At 60.1% G+C, this 18509-nt stretch carries 20 protein-coding genes and 1 tRNA gene; 6 read left to right on the forward strand and 15 right to left on the reverse strand.

Features of this window, described 5'->3' with window-relative positions; all coding sequences use genetic code 11:
- Nucleotides 1-63: 63 nt before the first annotated feature.
- The 6 genes from FW800_RS21975 to FW800_RS22000 all read right to left on the reverse strand — a co-directional run bounded on the left by FW800_RS21975 (nt 64) and on the right by FW800_RS22000 (nt 5104).
- On the reverse strand, nt 64-669 hold the full coding sequence (locus tag FW800_RS21975; protein ID WP_005784612.1) for a 50S ribosomal protein L25/general stress protein Ctc: 606 nt from the start codon (nt 667-669) through the stop codon (nt 64-66).
- Between the two features lie 138 nt (nt 670-807).
- Nucleotides 808-1749 (reverse strand): ribose-phosphate pyrophosphokinase, encoded by a 942-nt coding sequence (locus FW800_RS21980; protein WP_003208392.1) that lies wholly within the window; start codon nt 1747-1749, stop codon nt 808-810.
- A 46-nt stretch (nt 1750-1795) separates the two neighbouring features.
- Nucleotides 1796-1870: transfer RNA gene (locus FW800_RS21985), tRNA-Gln, on the reverse strand.
- Between the two features lie 37 nt (nt 1871-1907).
- The gene (ispE, locus tag FW800_RS21990) at nt 1908-2756 is read right to left on the reverse strand and encodes a 4-(cytidine 5'-diphospho)-2-C-methyl-D-erythritol kinase (RefSeq protein ID WP_032878006.1); all 849 of its coding nucleotides are present in this window, start codon (nt 2754-2756) and stop codon (nt 1908-1910) included.
- 1 nt (nt 2757) lies between these two features.
- The gene (gene lolB / locus FW800_RS21995) at nt 2758-3375 is read right to left on the reverse strand and encodes a lipoprotein insertase outer membrane protein LolB (RefSeq protein ID WP_446438461.1); all 618 of its coding nucleotides are present in this window, start codon (nt 3373-3375) and stop codon (nt 2758-2760) included.
- A gap of 4 nt (nt 3376-3379) precedes the next feature.
- Nucleotides 3380-5104: a tetratricopeptide repeat protein gene (locus FW800_RS22000; RefSeq protein ID WP_032878004.1), complete on the reverse strand. Its 1725-nt coding sequence runs from the start codon at nt 5102-5104 to the stop codon at nt 3380-3382.
- Between the two features lie 182 nt (nt 5105-5286).
- Here FW800_RS22000 and hemA point away from each other — a divergent pair, with 182 nt between their 5' ends.
- The 6 genes from hemA (at nt 5287) to FW800_RS22030 (ending at nt 10651) form a co-directional block, all read left to right on the forward strand.
- Nucleotides 5287-6576, forward strand: coding sequence for a glutamyl-tRNA reductase (hemA, locus tag FW800_RS22005; RefSeq protein WP_032878003.1), 1290 nt, complete (start codon nt 5287-5289; stop codon nt 6574-6576).
- Complete coding sequence (prfA, locus tag FW800_RS22010) at nt 6573-7655, forward strand: peptide chain release factor 1 (protein ID WP_032878002.1); 1083 nt, start codon at nt 6573-6575, stop codon at nt 7653-7655. The genes hemA and prfA overlap by 4 nt, the downstream gene beginning before the upstream one ends.
- Complete coding sequence (gene prmC, locus FW800_RS22015; protein ID WP_078820237.1) at nt 7656-8486, forward strand: peptide chain release factor N(5)-glutamine methyltransferase; 831 nt, start codon at nt 7656-7658, stop codon at nt 8484-8486.
- Complete coding sequence (locus FW800_RS22020; RefSeq protein ID WP_446438462.1) at nt 8480-9235, forward strand: molybdopterin-synthase adenylyltransferase MoeB; 756 nt, start codon at nt 8480-8482, stop codon at nt 9233-9235. Before prmC ends, FW800_RS22020 begins: the two co-directional genes overlap by 7 nt.
- Entirely contained in the window at nt 9228-10022 is a 795-nt protein-coding gene (murI, locus tag FW800_RS22025) for a glutamate racemase (protein WP_446438463.1), read from the forward strand. The genes FW800_RS22020 and murI overlap by 8 nt, the downstream gene beginning before the upstream one ends.
- Nucleotides 10023-10132: 110 nt before the next feature.
- Nucleotides 10133-10651 (forward strand): acyloxyacyl hydrolase, encoded by a 519-nt coding sequence (locus tag FW800_RS22030; protein WP_005784623.1) that lies wholly within the window; start codon nt 10133-10135, stop codon nt 10649-10651.
- A 136-nt stretch (nt 10652-10787) separates the two neighbouring features.
- Here FW800_RS22030 and FW800_RS22035 read toward each other — a convergent pair whose 3' ends face one another.
- Genes FW800_RS22035 through FW800_RS22075 form a run of 9 tightly spaced genes read right to left on the reverse strand, consistent with a single transcriptional unit; the run spans nt 10788 to nt 18506 of the window.
- Entirely contained in the window at nt 10788-11093 is a 306-nt protein-coding gene (locus FW800_RS22035; protein WP_446438464.1) for a YkgJ family cysteine cluster protein, read from the reverse strand.
- 54 nt (nt 11094-11147) lie between these two features.
- Nucleotides 11148-11639: a DUF2878 domain-containing protein gene (locus FW800_RS22040; protein ID WP_446438465.1), complete on the reverse strand. Its 492-nt coding sequence runs from the start codon at nt 11637-11639 to the stop codon at nt 11148-11150.
- Nucleotides 11632-12903, reverse strand: coding sequence for a class I SAM-dependent methyltransferase (locus tag FW800_RS22045; protein WP_446438466.1), 1272 nt, complete (start codon nt 12901-12903; stop codon nt 11632-11634). The genes FW800_RS22040 and FW800_RS22045 overlap by 8 nt, the downstream gene beginning before the upstream one ends.
- Nucleotides 12890-13699: a DUF1365 domain-containing protein gene (locus FW800_RS22050; RefSeq protein WP_148853436.1), complete on the reverse strand. Its 810-nt coding sequence runs from the start codon at nt 13697-13699 to the stop codon at nt 12890-12892. Before FW800_RS22050 ends, FW800_RS22045 begins: the two co-directional genes overlap by 14 nt.
- On the reverse strand, nt 13696-14943 hold the full coding sequence (locus tag FW800_RS22055; RefSeq protein ID WP_032877995.1) for an NAD(P)/FAD-dependent oxidoreductase: 1248 nt from the start codon (nt 14941-14943) through the stop codon (nt 13696-13698). Before FW800_RS22055 ends, FW800_RS22050 begins: the two co-directional genes overlap by 4 nt.
- Complete coding sequence (locus FW800_RS22060; RefSeq protein WP_032877994.1) at nt 14940-15722, reverse strand: SDR family NAD(P)-dependent oxidoreductase; 783 nt, start codon at nt 15720-15722, stop codon at nt 14940-14942. The genes FW800_RS22055 and FW800_RS22060 overlap by 4 nt, the downstream gene beginning before the upstream one ends.
- Nucleotides 15719-16141, reverse strand: coding sequence for a nuclear transport factor 2 family protein (locus FW800_RS22065; RefSeq protein ID WP_446438467.1), 423 nt, complete (start codon nt 16139-16141; stop codon nt 15719-15721). The genes FW800_RS22060 and FW800_RS22065 overlap by 4 nt, the downstream gene beginning before the upstream one ends.
- Nucleotides 16134-17576, reverse strand: coding sequence for a deoxyribodipyrimidine photo-lyase (gene phrB, locus FW800_RS22070; RefSeq protein WP_446438468.1), 1443 nt, complete (start codon nt 17574-17576; stop codon nt 16134-16136). Before phrB ends, FW800_RS22065 begins: the two co-directional genes overlap by 8 nt.
- Nucleotides 17577-18506 (reverse strand): MerR family transcriptional regulator, encoded by a 930-nt coding sequence (locus FW800_RS22075; protein WP_446438469.1) that lies wholly within the window; start codon nt 18504-18506, stop codon nt 17577-17579.
- Nucleotides 18507-18509 lie beyond the last annotated feature (3 nt).

Below are 18509 nucleotides of genomic sequence, written 5' to 3' on the forward strand. Positions count from 1 at the left end.
GCCCGCTTTCTCGCTACGTTTCGGTCCGCGATGTTCCCTCAAGCTCCTTCGTTGCAGAGTGTATTACTCGGCAGCGGTTTCGCCGGCTTCATCTTCTGCTACAACACGTGGCGCGTGGACGTTGGCAACAGCCTTGTCGTCGTTGTGAGCCAGTGCAACGAACTCAACGCCTTTAGGGGCCTTGAGGTCGGACAGGTGGATGATGGTGCCGATTTCAGCAGCCGACAGGTCGACTTCGATGAACTCAGGCAGGTCTTTCGGCAGGCAGCTTACTTCCAGCTCGGTAGTGGTGTGAGAAACAACGCCACCTTTCTTGACTGGAGCTTCTTCGCCAACAAAGTGCACAGGCACGATAGCGGTCAGTTTCTGACCGGCTACGACGCGTACGAAGTCAGCGTGCAGTACGTGGCCCTTGGAAGGGTGGCGCTGCAGGGCCTTGATGATAACGTTCTGCTTTTTGCCGCCAACGTTCAGTTCGATAACGTGGCTGTAGGCAGCGTCGTTTTCGAGCAGTTTGGCAACTTCTTTGGCCAGCATGCTGATGGATTCAGGGGCTTTGTCGCCACCGTAAACTACAGCTGGAACCAGGCTTGCGAGACGACGCAGGCGGCGGCTCGCACCTTTCCCCAGGTCGGAACGCACTTCAGCATTCAGAGTAAAATCGTTCATGTTGTATCTCCAAAATAACCACATTCGCCCCAGCGTTTGCGACCAGCGCTAAAGGCGATATGGGCAAAAAAGCCCCGCCCCAACAGTATGTTGGGGCGGGGCGCTTTTCGTCAGTGAGGTGCTCCGAAGGTTTGACCCTTAACGGAACATCGCGCTGATCGATTCTTCATTGCTGATGCGGCGAACCGCTTCGGCAACTACCGGTGCGATATCCAGTTGACGGATACGCGAACAGGCTTGAGCAGCAGCGGACAACGGGATGGTGTTAGTCACCACCAGTTCGTCCAGCATGGAGTTCTCGATGTTCTCGATCGCTCGGCCCGACAGCACAGGGTGTGTGCAGTAGGCGAAGACTTTTGCAGCACCGTGCTCTTTCAGGGCTTTCGCCGCGTGGCACAGGGTGCCGGCGGTGTCGACCATGTCATCAACCAGAATACAGGTACGCCCTTCGACATCACCGATGATATGCATCACTTCAGAGTGATTGGCTTTTTCACGGCGTTTATCGATGATCCCGAGGTCCACGCCCAGGGATTTGGCAACGGCCCGTGCACGCACGACGCCACCAATGTCCGGGGACACGATCATCAGGTTTTCAAAGCGCTGGTCTTCGATGTCATCCACCAGAACGGGGGAGCCGTAGATGTTATCTACCGGAATATCGAAGAAACCCTGGATTTGGTCAGCGTGCAGGTCAACCGTGAGAACACGGTCGATGCCTACCACGGTCAGCATGTCAGCAACGACTTTCGCGCTGATAGCCACACGTGCGGAACGCGGACGGCGATCCTGACGGGCATAACCAAAGTAAGGGATTACAGCTGTGATTCGAGTCGCTGAGGAGCGGCGGAAGGCATCAGCCATCACGACGAGTTCCATCAGGTTATCGTTGGTCGGAGCGCAGGTCGGCTGAATAATGAAGACGTCTTTACCGCGGACATTTTCATTGATCTCGGCTGTGATTTCGCCGTCGGAAAACTTACCGACAGAGATGTCACCGAGAGGGATATGCAGCTGACGTACGACACGTCGAGCCAGATCGGGGTTGGCATTCCCCGTAAAGACCATCATCTTGGACACGCGCAGTACCTAGAGGCTGAGGGTAACCTGGATGAGTATTAGAAAATGGCAGGGGCGGCTGGATTCGAACCAACGCATGGCAGGATCAAAACCTGCTGCCTTACCGCTTGGCGACGCCCCTGTATCTGTTGCAACGAGTGCCTAACACTCGATTCCTTTTAGAGCAGACTTTGCAGCTTGCGATGCAACATCGAAACGTTGCTTCCCTTTGCTACAAACCCTGTAAGGGTCTCTGTAAGAAGGGCCGAGACTTTATCAGCTTCAGCTTTGCTTGGGAAGCCCCCAAACACACAACTTCCAGTTCCGGTTAATTTTGCTTCGGTAAATTTACCTAACAAATTCAAAGCGTTACGTACCTCTGGATAACGCCTTGCTACAACCGGTAAGCAGTCATTTCGACTGTTTCCCTTGGGAACGGGGCGCACTTTAATGGGAGAAGAGTTACGTGTCAACAACGGATCTGAAAAAATTTCTGCTGTACTTACAGATACTTGCGGCACAAGCACGACATACCAGGGTTCTTCGGGCTCTACAGGGGTAAGTTTCTCCCCTACGCCCTCAGCAAACGCGGCGTGGCCGCGCACGAAAACCGGGACGTCCGCGCCCAGCGTCAGGCCCAGCACAGCCAGGCGATCGTGGTCCCAGCCCAGTTGCCACAAGTGGTTCAGCCCCAGCAACGTCGTTGCAGCATTCGAACTCCCGCCCCCGATACCTCCGCCCATGGGCAGGATTTTGTCGATCCAGATATCTATCCCGAGCGGGCAGCCGGATTGTTGCTGAAGTTTTTTTGCCGCCTTCACGATCAGATTGCTGTCGTGGGGCACGCCTTCGAATTCGGTGTGCAGCTGGATCACGCCATCGTCGCGTACGGCGAAGGTCAGCTCATCGCCATAGTCGAGGAACTGAAAGAGGGTCTGCAGCTCGTGATAGCCATCTTCACGGCGACCAAGAATATGCAGCATCAGATTGAGTTTCGCAGGCGAGGGCAGGGTCAGGCGTTCTGTCACGTTATTGCCCCAACTTGCGCGGTTGCCAGTCCTTGATCACCAGCGTGACATCAAGGTCGGTGCCGTGCAGCTTGATGCGCTCGGGCAGCCAATAACCGTTCTGTTGCACGTAGCTCAGGTACTCCACCTGCCAGCCGTCCTGCTCCAGGGAGGCAAGGCGACTGTCGCCATTGAGGCTCAGGCGACTTTTGCTCTCGGGCGCCGGAAGACCGCGCACCCACCAGACCAAATGCGAGACAGGCAGCTTCCAGCCGATCTGCTGCTCCAGCAGTTCCTCCGGGGAGGTCGCTTCATAGCGGCCCTGGTTGGCCACTTCCAGGCTCACCTGCCCCGGCCGGCCCGTCAGGCGAGCCGCCCCTCGGCCCAGCGGGCCCGAGAGGCGAATGTCGTAATAATCCTGGCGTTGCAGCCAGAACAGGGTGCCGCTGCCGGAATCTTTCGGCGCGCGAACCCCGACCTTGCCCTCGATCTGCCAGCCGTCGATGCTGCGGAGCTGATCCTTGTGTTGTTGCCATTGCGCCGGGTTGCCCTGGCCTTCAACGGATTCACGGGTGCCTACGCCCGCGCAACCGGCGAGCAGGGCGATAAAACTGAAGACGATAATGTGGCGCAAGAACATAAGCTTAAAGGGTCTCGGATCCGGTCAGGCGCTTGATGGTGCCGCGCAGGATTGGGCTTTCGGGTTGTTCCTTGAGGAATTTTTCCCAGATTTGTCGTGCTTCGCGTTGCTTGCCCTTGGCCCAGAGCACTTCGCCCAGGTGCGCGGCAACTTCTTGATCGGGAAACCTCTCCAGTGCCTGGCGCAGCAAGCGCTCGGCCTCGTCGAGGTTGCCCAGGCGGTAATTCACCCAACCCAGGCTGTCGAGTACAGCCGGGTCTTCAGGGTTGAGCGCATGGGCCTGTTCGATCAGTACCTTGGCTTCGGCGTAACGCGTGGTGCGGTCGGACAAGGTATAACCCAAGGCGTTGAGTGCCATGGCGTTATCCGGGTCGCGCTTGATGATCAGGCGCAGGTCCTTTTCCAGTTGGGCCAGGTCATCGCGTTTTTCTGCCTGCATGGCGCGGGTGTACAGCAGGTTCAAATCGTCGGGATATTGCAACAAAGCTTGTTGCAGCAGCTTCCAGGCGCGTTCGCCCTGCTTGTTGGCCGATAAGGTCTCGGCCTGGATCAAGTACAGCTGGATGGCGTAGTCCGGCTCGGCATCGCGGGCCGCCGCCAGGCGTTTTTCCGCTTCGTCGGTACGGCCATTGCTCATCAGGATGTCGGCCTGGCGCAACTGGGCGGGCAGGTAGTCATTGCCGGGGCCGACCTGGGCGTACTCGAGCAGGGCGGCCTGCGGGTCGTTGCGTTCTTCAGCGATGCGGCCCAGGTTCAGGTGCGCCGAGTCGACATGGCTGTCACGTTCAATCAACTGTTCCAGGTAGCCCTTGGCCTCATCCCAGGCTTTGGCTTCCAGGCACACCAGGGCCAGCGAATAGCGCAGTTCGTCGTCGTCGGGGTATTGCTGGACCAGGTTGGCGAACTGCACTTTGGCGTCTTCCATGCGGTCCTGCTCAACCAGCATTCGCGCATAAGTCAGGCGCAGGCGCTTGTCGTCCGGGTATTTCTTGATGCTTTTTTCCAGCAGAGGAATCGCTTCCTTGCCGCGGTTGAGGTTCTGCAGCAGGCGTGCTCGCAGCAGGATCGGCGCGATCTCGCCGTCTTCCGGCGGGTTCTGTTCAAGCAATTTGAGTGCGGCGTCGGCTTCGTCATCCTGTTGCAGCAGCAAGGCTTTGCCGAAAATCAACTGGCTGTTCTTCGGATGCTTTTGCAGCAGGCGGTCGAAGCTCTTCATCAGGCCATTGCGGGTGTCCTGATCGGTGTCGGCGGCCGACAGCGCCAGGAAGTCGAAATGCGTGTCGCCCTTGCCCTGCAGGACTTTCTCCATATAGACCATAGAGTCGTCATAGCGGCCCGCGCGCGCCAGTTGCACGGCGGCGGCGCGCTGGGCTTCCAGATCATCGGGGGCATTTTTTGCCCAGATCAGCGACGTATCCAGCGCAGCCTGGTCGGCGCCCAGGTATTCGGCGATGCGAAACGCCCGCTCGGAAATGCCCGGATCCTGGGTGTTGATGGCCTGGGTCACGTAATTATCCAGCGCAATATCGAAACGATTACGCTGGCCGGCCAGTTCCGCGGTCAGCAGGCTGTAGATCGTTTCTTCACTGAACGAGGAATAAACCTTGGGCTTTTCAGGGGCGGGGGAGGTGTCTTCTACCGGCGGCGTAGCCTCCGGCGACACGGGGGCCATGGCCTGGCAGCCGCTGAGAAAGACAAAAGCAAGGAGCAACGCGGAAGATCTATTCATATAGGAAGAGGACGACTAACCTGCGGTCGGATCATCATGACACAAGCCTTCGGCCAAACATAACCGAGTCTCAGTGGAGGCCTTTATAGGCATAACGCATTAGGACAATAGACGACGGTGGTTGTTCTGGATCTTTCGAAGTAGGACAATTGTCGGCTTCCCGACATCATCAGCGATATTGAATGGCCTTCCTCGCACTCGGTATTAACCACAAGACTGCCTCCGTAGACGTGCGCGAGCGCGTGGCGTTTACGCCAGAGCAGTTGGTTGAGGCCTTGCAGCAGCTCTGCCGGCTCACCGACAGCCGCGAAGCTGCGATCCTTTCGACCTGCAATCGCAGCGAGCTCTATATAGAGCAGGAACATCTTTCAGCGGATGTGGTACTGCGCTGGCTGGCCGATTATCACCATTTGAGCCTCGATGACCTGCGCGCCAGTGCCTATGTGCATGAAGAGGATGCGGCAGTTCGTCACATGATGCGTGTGGCGGCCGGTCTCGACTCGCTGGTGTTGGGCGAACCGCAAATTCTTGGCCAGATGAAGTCTGCCTATGCCGTAGCGCGTGAGGCCGGCACGGTCGGTCCGCTGCTGGGTCGCCTGTTCCAGGCCACCTTCAATTCGGCCAAGCAGGTGCGTACCGACACGGCTATCGGCGAAAACCCGGTGTCGGTGGCCTTTGCCGCTGTCAGCCTGGCCAAGCAGATTTTCAGCGACTTGCAGCGCAGCCAGGCGCTGCTGATAGGTGCCGGTGAAACCATTACCCTGGTAGCCCGGCACCTGCACGATTTAGGCGTGAAGCGCATCGTTGTCGCCAACCGCACGCTCGAACGGGCGAGTATCCTCGCCGAACAGTTCGGTGCCCATGCCGTGCTGTTGTCAGACATCCCGGCTGAACTGGTACGCAGTGATATCGTTATCAGCTCCACCGCCAGTCAGTTGCCGATCCTCGGCAAAGGTGCGGTCGAGAGCGCGTTGAAACTGCGCAAGCACAAGCCGATCTTCATGGTGGATATCGCCGTTCCCCGGGATATCGAACCCGAAGTCGGCGAGTTGGACGACGTTTACCTCTATAGCGTCGACGATCTACATGAAGTGGTCGCCGAGAACCTCAAGAGCCGCCAGGGTGCCGCCCAGGCCGCTGAGGAGATGGTCAGCACCGGTGCTGAAGATTTCATGGTGCGCCTGCGTGAATTGGCGGCGGTGGATGTGCTCAAGGCGTATCGTCAGCAGGGCGAACGCCTGCGTGATGAAGAGTTGCTCAAGGCCCAGCGCCTGCTCGCCAACGGCAGCAGCGCCGAAGAGGTGCTGATGCAATTGGCCCGTGGCCTGACCAACAAACTGCTCCATGCACCCAGCGTTCAGTTGAAAAAGCTTACCGCCGAAGGCCGCCTCGATGCGCTGGCCATGGCTCAGGAACTCTTTGCCCTCGGTGAGGGCGCGTCAGACAGCTCTTCGGATAAAAAACCGCAATGAAAGCTTCACTGCTCAATAAACTGGACGTGCTCCAGGACCGTTTCGAAGAACTGACCGCCTTGCTCGGCGACGGCGAGGTCATTTCTGATCAGGCCAAGTTTCGCGCTTATTCCAAGGAGTACGCCGAAGTTGAGCCGATTGTAGCCACCTACAAACATCTCACCAAAGTGCAGGCTGACCTCGAAGGCGCTCAGGCGCTGCTCAAGGACAATGACCCGGACATGCGTGAAATGGCCGTGGAAGAAGTCCGCGAGGCCAAGGAAAAACTAGCCGAACTGGAAGGCGACCTGCAACGCATGTTGCTGCCCAAGGACCCCAACGACGGGCGCAACGTGTTCCTCGAAATCCGCGCCGGTACCGGTGGCGACGAGGCGGCGATTTTCTCCGGCGACCTGTTCCGCATGTATTCGCGCTACGCCGAACGACGCGGCTGGCGGGTCGAGATCCTGTCCGAGAACGAAGGTGAACACGGTGGCTATAAAGAAGTCATTGCTCGGGTCGAAGGTGACAACGTCTACGGCAAGCTGAAGTTCGAATCCGGCGCCCACCGTGTGCAGCGTGTCCCTGCGACTGAGTCCCAGGGCCGTATCCATACCTCGGCGTGCACCGTAGCGGTGTTGCCTGAGCCGGACGAGCAGGAGGCCATCGAGATCAACCCCGCGGACTTGCGTGTCGACACCTACCGCTCGTCGGGCGCCGGTGGCCAGCACGTCAACAAGACCGACTCGGCGATTCGGATTACCCACTTGCCGTCGGGCATCGTGGTGGAATGCCAGGAAGAACGTTCCCAGCACAAGAACCGGGCGCGGGCCATGTCCTGGCTGTCGGCCAAATTGAACGACCAGCAAACCAGCGCCGCCGCCAACGCGATTGCCAGCGAGCGTAAGCTGCTGGTGGGCTCGGGCGATCGCTCCGAGCGCATCCGAACTTACAACTTTGCCCAAGGCCGGGTGACCGACCATCGGGTCAATCTCACCCTTTATTCCCTGGACGAGATTCTCGCTGGCGGCGTGGATGCGGTGATCGAGCCGTTGCTCGCCGAATATCAGGCGGATCAACTGGCCGCGATAGGTGAATAAATGACCATCATAGCCAGCCTGCTGCGCGCGGCCGACCTGCCCGATTCGCCCACCGCGCGCCTGGATGTGGAACTGCTGCTGGCCGCCGCCCTGGGCAAGTCCCGCAGCTACCTGCACACCTGGCCGGAAAAGATCGTCAGCAGCGAAGACGCCCTGACCTTTGCCGACTACCTGCAGCGCCGCCGCAGCGGCGAGCCGGTGGCCTATATCCTCGGCCAGCAAGGCTTCTGGAAGCTGGATCTGGAAGTCGCGCCGCACACGCTGATTCCGCGTCCGGAAACCGAATTGCTGGTGGAAGCCGCTCTGGAACTGCTGCCTGCTACCCCGGCCAAAGTCCTGGACCTGGGCACCGGCAGTGGCGCCATTGCCTTGGCGTTGGCCAGCGAACGCCCGGCCTGGCAAGTCACCGCCGTTGATCGCGTGCTCGAAGCGGTGGCCCTGGCCGAGCGCAACCGCCAGCGTCTGCACCTCAATAACGCGACGGTGCTGAACAGCCATTGGTTCAGCGCCCTGCAAGGCGATCGCTTTGACTTGATCATCAGCAACCCGCCCTACATTGCCGACAACGATCCGCATCTGGTGGCGGGGGATGTTCGGTTTGAACCGGCGAGCGCCCTGGTGGCCGGGCCTGATGGCCTGGACGATTTGCGCCTGATCATCGATCAATCACCGGCCCATCTGAATGCCGGTGGCTGGCTGTTGCTTGAGCACGGCTACGACCAGGCCTTGGCTGTGCGTGACTTGTTGCTGAGCCAAGGCTTTGAAGGCGTACACAGTCGTATCGATCTTGGCGGTCACGAACGCATCACCCTGGGGCACCGACCTTGCTGACCGATCAGGAGCTGTTGCGTTATAGCCGGCAGATTCTGTTGCAGCATGTCGACATCGAAGGGCAGTTGCGCCTGAAACAGAGCCGCGCGTTGATCGTCGGCCTCGGTGGCCTGGGCGCTCCGGTTGCGCTCTACCTCGCCGCTGCCGGTGTAGGTGAGCTGCACCTGGCGGATTTTGACACGGTCGATTTGACCAACCTGCAACGTCAGATCATCCATGACACCCACAGCGTAGGGCAGACCAAGGTTGATTCGGCCATGCGTCGCCTGAACGCGCTCAACCCTGAAATCACCCTGACCGCCCATCGCGTGGCGCTGGATGCTGACTCGCTGGTCTCTGCAATCGGCGCGGTGGATGTGGTGCTCGATTGCAGCGACAACTTCTCTACCCGCGAAGCGGTGAATGCGGCCTGCGTCGTCGCGGGCAAGCCATTGATCAGTGGCGCGGCCATTCGCCTTGAGGGGCAATTGTCGGTGTTCGACCCGCGTCGCGCCGACAGCCCGTGCTATCACTGTTTATACGGGCACGGCAGCGACACCGAACTGACCTGCAGCGAAGCCGGTGTGGTCGGGCCGTTGGTGGGGCTGGTCGGTAGCCTGCAAGCGCTGGAAGCCTTGAAGCTGCTGGCAGGTTTCGGTGAGCCGCTGGTGGGTCGCCTGTTGCTGATCGACGCCTTGACCACGCGTTTTCGCGAATTGCGCGTCAAGCGCGACCCGGGTTGCAGCGTGTGTGGAACCCTGCATGGTTAAGGGCGCGCCCATCGGTGTGTTCGACTCCGGCGTCGGCGGCCTGACGGTGCTGGAAGAAATCCAGCAGTTATTGCCCCATGAATCGCTGCTGTATGTGGCCGACTGCGGGCATATCCCCTATGGAGAGAAAACGCCCACTTTCATCCTTGAGCGTTCTCGAACCGTCGCCGAGTTTTTCCGCGAGCGCGGCGCCAAGGCATTTGTGATCGCGTGTAACACCGCAACGGTCGCCGCCGTTGCCGATTTGCGCCAGGACTACCCAGATTGGCCCTTGGTCGGCATGGAGCCTGCGGTCAAGCCCGCTGCTGCCGCTACCCGCAGCGGCGTGGTGGGTGTGCTCGCCACCACCGGCACGCTGCAAAGCGCCAAATTCGCGGCCTTGCTCGACCGCTTCGCCACTGATGTACGAGTGGTGACCCAACCCTGTCCGGGCCTGGTGGAGCTGATTGAAGCCGGTGACCTGAACAGCCCGGCTTTGCACATACTGTTGCAGGGCTATATCGAGCCACTGCTCAGCGCCGGTTGCGACACCATCATCCTGGGTTGCACCCACTATCCCTTCCTCAAGCCGCTCCTGGCGCAGATGCTGCCCCCCAGTATTATCTTGATCGACACCGGCGCCGCCGTGGCGCGCCAGCTCAAGCGTTTGCTGGATGAGCGCGACCTGCTGGCAGCTGGCAATCCCGACACTGCACAGTTCTGGACCAGCGGCGATCTGACCCACCTAAGAAATATCCTACCGACACTTTGGAAACATCCCGGAATTGTGCGAAGCTTTGGCTCGTGAAAATTTCGTGAAATGGTGCTGATAAAAGCTGAACTTCCGGCTCTACGTCAGCTTCTATAGCCAGTTAGCCTGTTTAAAACTATATAACTTCGTTCGGAAGGATGTTTCTTATGAAGCGCTTGTTCTGTTTGGCTGCGATTGCGGCCGCTGTGTTGGGACACTCTGTTTCAGCCCAGGCCGCCGGCCTGGAGTTCGGGTTGGGGAGTACCAGTGATTCGACGTTGACCTATCGACTGGGCCTGACTTCGGATTGGGATAAAAGCTGGATGCAAAGCGATGTTGGCCGTCTGACCGGCTACTGGAGCGGCGCCTACACGTATTGGGAAGGTGATGACCGGGCAGGTGCCAGCAGCCTGTCGTTCTCGCCGGTGTTTGTGTATGAGTTTGCCGGCCAGTCGGTCAAGCCCTACATCGAAGCCGGTATCGGCGTGGCGGTGTTCTCCCGTACCCGGCTGGAAGACAACAACATCGGCCAAGCCTTTCAGTTCGAAGACCGCCTGGGTTTCGGCCTGCGGTTTACCGGTGGGCATGAAGTGGGCATTCGCGCCACGCACTATTCCAACGCCGGCATCAGCAGCAATAACGATGGGGTAGAGAGCTACTCGTTGCACTACACCATGCCGTTGTAATTCAACAACAACGAAGCCCCCCTGTGGGAGCGGGCTTGCTCGCGAAAGCGGTGTATCAGCTAGCACATGCATAGACTGACCCACCGCCTTCGCGAGCAAGCCTGCTCCCACATTTAGATCTTTGCTCATCGCAGGATCAGCGGTAGACCGTCGCGATGCCTTCCCGCTCTTCAAGACACTCCGGCGCACCCATCTCAAACTCCCGGCAAATCAGCGGTCGAAGCGCGTAAATCGTGCACATCATCGTGTCCCGGTCCAGTGCGGCGCACCAGCCGTCGTCCAGGCGCAGCATCACTTCGCCGCCCCACTCATCGGTATCGATAAAGCGCTGCGGCACGCCGGTGTCGGTGATCAGCATGACTTCCAGCTGACAGCAGCAGGCCGCGCACGTCGAGCAGGTGACGGCCGGTTCAGTGATTTGGATATGGGGGATGGTGGTCATAGCCGCGCAGTGTAAGGCAAGTGCGTTAAACGTGTATGAATGCTCGGACAAGCGTCAGTGTTCGAGCTTGCGCGCGAGCCCGTGCAGCAAAGGGAACAGCATGGCCCATAACAGCGCCAGACCGATCAGAGTCGCTGCTGTGCCGTAGCCAAAACCCACGCCGGCCAATTGGCTGCCGGCGTAATAAGACAAAGGCCCACCCACTGCGCCCAACAGGCCGGCCAGCCACCAGGGCCGTGCACTCCAGGCCAGGCAATGGCGCAGGGTCGTGGCCAGCAGCGCCCACAGTACGATCAACCAGAATGGAATCAACGGCCCGGGCTCGCTGAAGTGGAAAACGCCCAGGGTGCGCAACAGCGTGTCCAGCAGTGTGCCCGCCAGTGTCACGTTGAGCACGAGCAGGCCGTCATCCGCCGGTGAACTTATCCACAGCAGATGCACGCCCAGTGCCGCCAAACCCACCAGCAGCCATGGGCTGTCGCCGCCGAGTACGCAGGCAAACCAGCCGCATTGGAACAGCACCGCATTGGCCAGGGTTTTAAGCACTGAAGCGCCCAAGCAATGGCGGGTTGATCGCCGCGGGTTTGGCCAGCAGCAGTTGTGCGGTACCAATGGTGCGTTCCATAAACCCGCCTTCGCAATAGCACAGGTAGAACTCCCACAAACGCAGGAAATATTCGTCGTAGCCCAATTCCATGAGACGGCCATGGGCGCGGCGGAAGTTTTCATGCCACAGGCGCAGGGTACGGGCGTAGTGCAGGCCGAAGTCTTCCATGTGCAGCAGGTTCATGTCGGTGTCGCGGCTGACGATGTGCAGCATGTTCTGGACACAGGGCAGGGCGCCACCGGGGAAAATGTAGCGCTGGATGAAGTCGACGCTGCGCTTGGCCTGCTCAAAGCGCTGTTCGCGAATGGTGATGGCTTGCAGCAGCATCAGGCCGTTGGGCTTGAGCAAGTGCGCACATTGTTTGAAATAGGTCGGCAGGAACCGATGGCCCACCGCTTCGATCATCTCGATCGACACCAGCTTGTCATACTCGCCAGTGAGGTCGCGGTAATCGCTGAGCAGCAAGGTCACTTGATCTTGCAGGCCCTGCGCCTGGATGCGTTTTTCGGTGTAGGCGAATTGTTCCTTGGACAGGGTCGTGGTGGTGACCTTGCAGCCGTAATGCTGCGCCGCATACAACGCCATGCTGCCCCAGCCGGTGCCGATTTCCAGCAGATGGTCGCTGGGCTTGAGCGCCAGTTTCTGGCAGATGCGCTCCAGCTTGTTCAGTTGCGCTTGTTCCAGGCTGTCGTCGGGTGTCAAAAACTGCCCCGACGAGTACATCATGGTCGGGTCGAGAAACTCTTCGAACAGGTCGTTGCCCAGGTCGTAATGGGCGGCGATGTTTTTCTGCGAGCCCTTGCGTGTATTGCGGTTGAGCCAGTGCAGGCCTTGGGTGAACGGGCGGGCCATGCGTGCCAGGCCACCTTCCATGGCGTCGAGTACTTCCAGGTTGCTGACCATCACCCGGACCACGGCGGTGAGGTCGGGACTGGTCCAGTAACCATGGATAAACGCCTCGCCGGCGCCGATCGAACCATTGGCGGCCACCATGCCCCATACCGCCGAGTCGAGAATCTGAATTTCGCCTAACAGGTGCGCTTCCCGTGCGCCGAACACTTGTCGCTCGCCGTCTTCGATCACCACCAACTGGCCGTGACGCAGTTGGCTGAGCTGGCGCAGCACCGCCTTGCGCAACAGCGCAGCGGTCATGCCATTGACGTTCAGGCGGTTAGCCTTGACCGATAAACTAGGGTGTTTCATGGCGGCGATCCTTGGTGTACCCGACGGCGGTGCGAGAGGCGCCATCGGCGGCCCGGTGGGAAAAAATCGGTGTGCGCTTGAGCAGCAGGCGCAAGGCTTGCCAGTAGATTGCCAGGCAGGTCTTGGCGGTCATCCAGGGGAAACGCCACAAATAGTGATGCAGGCTTGCGCGGCTGAGTGAGTGTTTTTCCAGGCTCAAGGTGGCGTCGAAAACCTTTTGCGTGCCCTGCCAGTCGGCCATGTGCACGCCGAGCCGGGCAGATGGAGGGCTGAAACTCATGCGGTATTCCAGGTCGCGCGGTAAGAAGGGCGACACATGGAACCCCTTGGCCACGGCGAAGTGCTGATGCTCATCGGCGTCGAGGGGCTGGGCCGGCAGCACGTAGTGATAGCGCTCGCGCCATGGCGTGTTGGTCACTTCACACAGAATCGCGGCCAACTGCCCGTCGGCCTCGAAGCAGTAGAAGAAACTCACCGGGTTAAACGCCAGGCCCCAACTGCGGGCCTGGGTCAGCAGGCAGATAGCGCCCTGGGGTGTTCGCCCCAGAGCTTTGCCGACTTCGTGGCGCACGGCATCGCTCAAACTCATGCCGTGGCGCGTGAGTTCACGCAGGTAGTCCTGCTGGCGAAAGCCGAAAGGCGCCAGGCGACCAGTGCCGGCCAGGGGTGAAAGCCCGAGTACTGCATCCTGTTCGCTGAGGTCCAGATACAGCAGGCCGATGCGGTAGCGAAAGGCGTGGGCCCTGGGCGTAAACCGGCGATGGGCGATCCAGCCGCTGTACAGGGCGCTGTTCACAGGCTTTCCCCGAACGCCTGGGCCACGCGCAGGGCACTGACCACGCCGTCCTCGTGGAAGCCGTTGGCCCAGTACGCGCCGCAGTAGAAGGTGTTGCGGGTGCCGTGCAATTCTTCCCAGCGTGCTTGAGCGGCCACGGCGGCCAGGCTGTACTGCGGATGGGCGTAGGTGTAGCGCGCGAGGATCTTCAACGGGTTGATCACTTGCGTCTGGTTGAGGCTGACACAAAACGTGGTGTCGCTGTCGATGCCCTGCAGGATGTTCATGTCGTAGGTGACGGCGGCCTGATTCTGCGAGTGGCCGGTCAACCGGTAATTCCAACTGGCCCAGGCCAGCTCGCGGTCAGGCAGCAAGCGCGTGTCGGTGTGCAGCACTACGTCGTTGTCGGCGTAGGGTAGGGCGCCGAGGATCTCTTGTTCGGCCTGGCTCGGGTCGTCAAGCAATGCCAGGGCCTGATCACTGTGGCAGGCCAATACCACCCGGTCGAAGGTTTCGCTGCCGTACGGGCTGTGGATAACCACGCCATTGTCGGTGCGTTGCACTTTATGCACAGGGCAACCGAGGCGCACACGCTCGCGAAAACTGCGGGTCAGCGGTTCGATGTAGCTGCTTGAACCGCCTTCGATCACGCACCATTGCGGCCGGTTGTTGACCGACAACAAGCCGTGGTTCTTGAAGAAGCGCACGAAGAATTGCAGTGGGAAACCGAGCATGTCCGAAAGGGACATTGACCATATCGCAGCCCCCATTGGCACGATGTAGTGGCGGATAAACCTTTGGCCGTAACCGCCGGCTGCGAGGTAGTCACCGAGGGTCATCTCGGCACTGATACGCTGCTCTTGCAGGTCCAAAGGCGCTTGGCGGTTGAAGCGCAGGATATCGCGCAACATGCCCCAGAACCCGGGCGACAGAATATTGCGGCGTTGGGCAAACAAGCTGTTGAGGTTGTTGCCGTTGTACTCGAACCCGCTGCTTTGGTCACACACCGAAAAGCTCATTTCGGTGGGTTTGAACGTCACGCCGATCTGGCCCAGCAACTGGATGAAGTTGGGGTAGGTCCAGTCGTTGAACACAATAAAGCCGGTGTCCACGGCATAGCGTTCGCCCTCTACGGTAACGTGGACTGTGTGCGTGTGCCCGCCGATGCGGTCGCCCGCTTCGAACACCGTGATGTCGTGGCGGCGGCTGAGCAGGTAGGCGCTGGTCAGCCCGGCGATACCGCTGCCGACAATGGCGATCTTCACGGAATGTCCTTTTTCGGTGGCGGGCTGCGCAACATGCGCTTGCCGATGATCAATTGCGCGCGGTTAGGCAACTTCGACAGCGGCCACAGGGTGGCAATGAACATGGCCGGGAAGGCAATTTCCAGCGGGCGTTTCTCCAGTTTCGCAAAGATGTGCCGCGCCGCCTTGTCGGCGGACCAGCTCAGGGGCATCGGGAAGTCATTGCGTTCGGTCAGCGGTGTGTCAACAAAGCCTGGGCTGATCACGGTGACGTCGATGTTTTCCGGTGACAGGCTGATGCGCAGGGACTCGAACAGGTAACGCAGGCCGGCCTTGGATGCGCCATAGGCTTCGGCGCGTGGCATCGGCAGGTAAGTCACCGCGCTGGCCACGCCCACCAGGTGCGGGGTACGCCCGGCGCGCAACAGCGGCAGCGCGGCCTCGATGCAATAACTGCTGGCCAACAGATTGGTACGCACCACATGTTCGATGATCGAAGCGTCAAATTGCCGGGCGTCGACATATTCACAGGTGCCGGCATTGAGGATCACCGTGTCCAACTCACCCCAGACCTGGGCGATGTGTTCACCGATCTCGCGCACGGTCTGGCTGTCGGTCAGGTCGCCGGCCACCACCAGCACTTGCCCCGGATAACGATGGGCGAGTGCTTCCAGCGGGCCTTTGGTGCGGGAACTGAGGGCCACATGGGCGCCACTGTTGAGCAGCTCTACGGCCAATGCGGCGCCGATGCCACTGCTGGCGCCGGTCAGCCAATAACGGCGGGGCGATGCAAGGCTCATCCCATTCTCCTTTTCAGCCAACTGATGACGCGGCCGAGAATCGGCACATGTTCATAAAGCAGTGCGCCCGCATCGAAGTAATCGCGATGCCGGTAGACCTTGTCGCGCCACATCAAGTGGGAACAGCCCTCTATCCGGATCATCTTGCCTGCGGCCAGGCGCGGATGACGAAAACTCATGATCCAGCGCAGGTAGCCTTCGCCTTCGGCCGTCTGGTCGATACCCTGAAACTCGAAATCCAGTTGGCTGACGTTGCTGTATAGCTGAGCGAAATAACGCTGCAGTTCGGGCAGCCCATGGACTTCATGCAGCGGGTCGGCAAATACAATGTCATCACTGTACAAACTGCCAAGCAGGTGCAGGTTGTGCTTGTCCAGCGTAGTGAAGGCTTCGGCGAAGCGGCGCAGGAAGTCACTCATGATCAGCCATCTCCTGACGTGAAGGCAGGCGGCGAAAGGCAGCCAATGCGCGTTCCCGAGAGGCTTTGAGGTCGACGATGGCGCAGGGGTAATCCGCCACGCCAAACAAACCGCCAGCCGCTGCCGGGTTATGCACTTCTTTTTTATTCAGCGTGGCCAGTTCCGGCAGCCAGCGCTTGATGAAAATGCCGTCGCCGTCGAATTTCTCCGATTGGCTCAACGGGCTGAAAATCCGGAAGTACGGTGCCGAGTCGGTACCGGTCGATGAGCTCCACTGCCAACCGCCATTATTGGCCGCCAGGTCACCGTCGATCAGGTGGCGCATAAAAAAGCGCTCGCCTTCGCGCCAGTCGATCAGCAGGTTCTTGGTCAGGAACATCGCCACCACCATGCGCAGGCGGTTGTGCATCCAGCCGGTTTCCAGCAATTGGCGCATGGCCGCGTCGATGATCGGCAAACCCGTGCGCGCCTGTTGCCAGGCCGCGAGGTCTTCGGGGGCATTGCGCCAGGCCAGCGCTTCGGTTTCCGGGCGAAAGGCGCGGTGGCGGGACACCCGTGGGTAGCCGACCAGAATGTGTTTATAGAACTCGCGCCATAGCAGCTCGTTGATCCAGGTGATGGCGCCGATGTCGCCGCTTTCGAACTCGCCCTGATTGGTTTGCAGCGCAGCGTGCAGGCACTGGCGCGGCGAAACCACACCGGCGGCGAGGTAGGCGGAGAGCTGGCTGGTACCGGGTTTGGCTGGGAAGTCGCGCTCGTCCTTGTAATAGCTGATCTGCTCGTCGGTGAAGGCGTCGAGGCGGCGGCGCGCCTCGTCTTCACCGGCTGGCCACAGGGCGCGCAAAGTTTCGCTGGGCGACTCGAAACCGTCGACCGTGGTCGGCACCGGATCGCTTCTCACGTCGAGCCTGGCCTGAGCTTTCGGCGTTGCCACCTGGCGCGGCAGGGCGCTGTGCAGGCGGTTGTAGCAAACCTTGCGAAACTGGCTGAACACTTGGAAATAGGTGCCGGTCTTGGTCAGTACGCTACCGGGTTGGAAAAACAGTTGGTCCAGGTAGCTGTGAAACGCGATTCCCTGCGTTTGCAGCGTCTCTGCCACGCCAGCATCACGCTGGCTCTCGTGGATGCCGTATTCCTCGTTGACGTGCACAGACTCCACCGACAGTTCCCGGCACAGTTCGCTCAGTGCAGCGGGCGCCTGGTCCCAGGTCGCGGCGTAGCGGATCAATAAAGGGATGTTCAGTTCGCCCAGCGCCTGGCTCAAGTGCTGCAGGTTGCGCAGCCAGAAATCGATTTTGCACGGCGCGTCATCGTGGGCCAGCCACTGCTGGGGAGTGATCAGGTAAATGGCCGCGACGGGGCCACGCTGGCACGCAGCAGCAAGGGCCGTGTTGTCGTGCAGGCGCAAGTCGGTGCGCAGCCAGATCAGATGCATTTAGACGATTCCACGCTGGATCAATAATTGGTGGGCCGACAACGGGTCTTGCGCCATGAACAACTCAGAGATGTCGCGGGTGAGTACGGACAACTCGGCGTTGTGAATGCGCACCGTCGGGCCGGCAATCACTATTGGGCAACTGACGTCGCCCAATAGTTTTGTCAGTGTCGACAAATGGAGGGTCTTGCTCGAATACAACAGCACGGCGCGTGGTTGCAGGTGTTCCACCGCGAGGGCCAGTTCGCCGGCAGGCAGCGGCCAATCGAATACTTCCACCGGGCAGTCGGCGCTGCTCGCCAGCCAGGCGCTGAGCCACAGGTGCGGTTCCAGCGGTAAGTCGGAATGGTTGACCAGCAGCAGCGGCGCGCCGTGGAGTTGGCGATTGTTGTGATAAATCCGCGCGCCGAACTTGCTGCGCAGCCACGACAGGAAAAACGCCCGCTCCATCTGCGCGCCGAACTGGCCCTGCCACCGTTGTTCCAGCTCCTTGAGCAGCGGCAGCATCAATTGCTCGCACAAGGTGCGTGGCGGGTAGAGCGCCATGGCCTGGTTGAAGGCGTCATCGACCCGGCGTTCGGCCAGTTCGCTGATGGCATCCACCAAATGCTGGCGCAGGGCGTGCCACTCGTTTTCCATGGGCGCGGGGCTGGCCTGGGCTGAGTCGATCAAGCCTTTCACCTGACTGACCGGCACGCCTCGATTGAGCCAGGTGAGGATGGCGTGGATGCGTTGTACATGTTCAGCACTGAACAGCCGGTGCCCCTTGGGCGTGCGCTGGGGCACGATTAGGCCGTAGCGGCGCTCCCAGGCGCGCAGGGTCACGGCGTTGACGCCGGTCTGGCGCGCCACTTCGCGGATTGGCAACCAGCCGTTTTCAAGGGCCAGGGCAATGTCTTCGCCGGGTTCGTCAAGCAGGGCAGCTTTCATGGG

The sequence above is a fragment of the Pseudomonas sp. 910_23 genome (assembly GCF_052850795.1).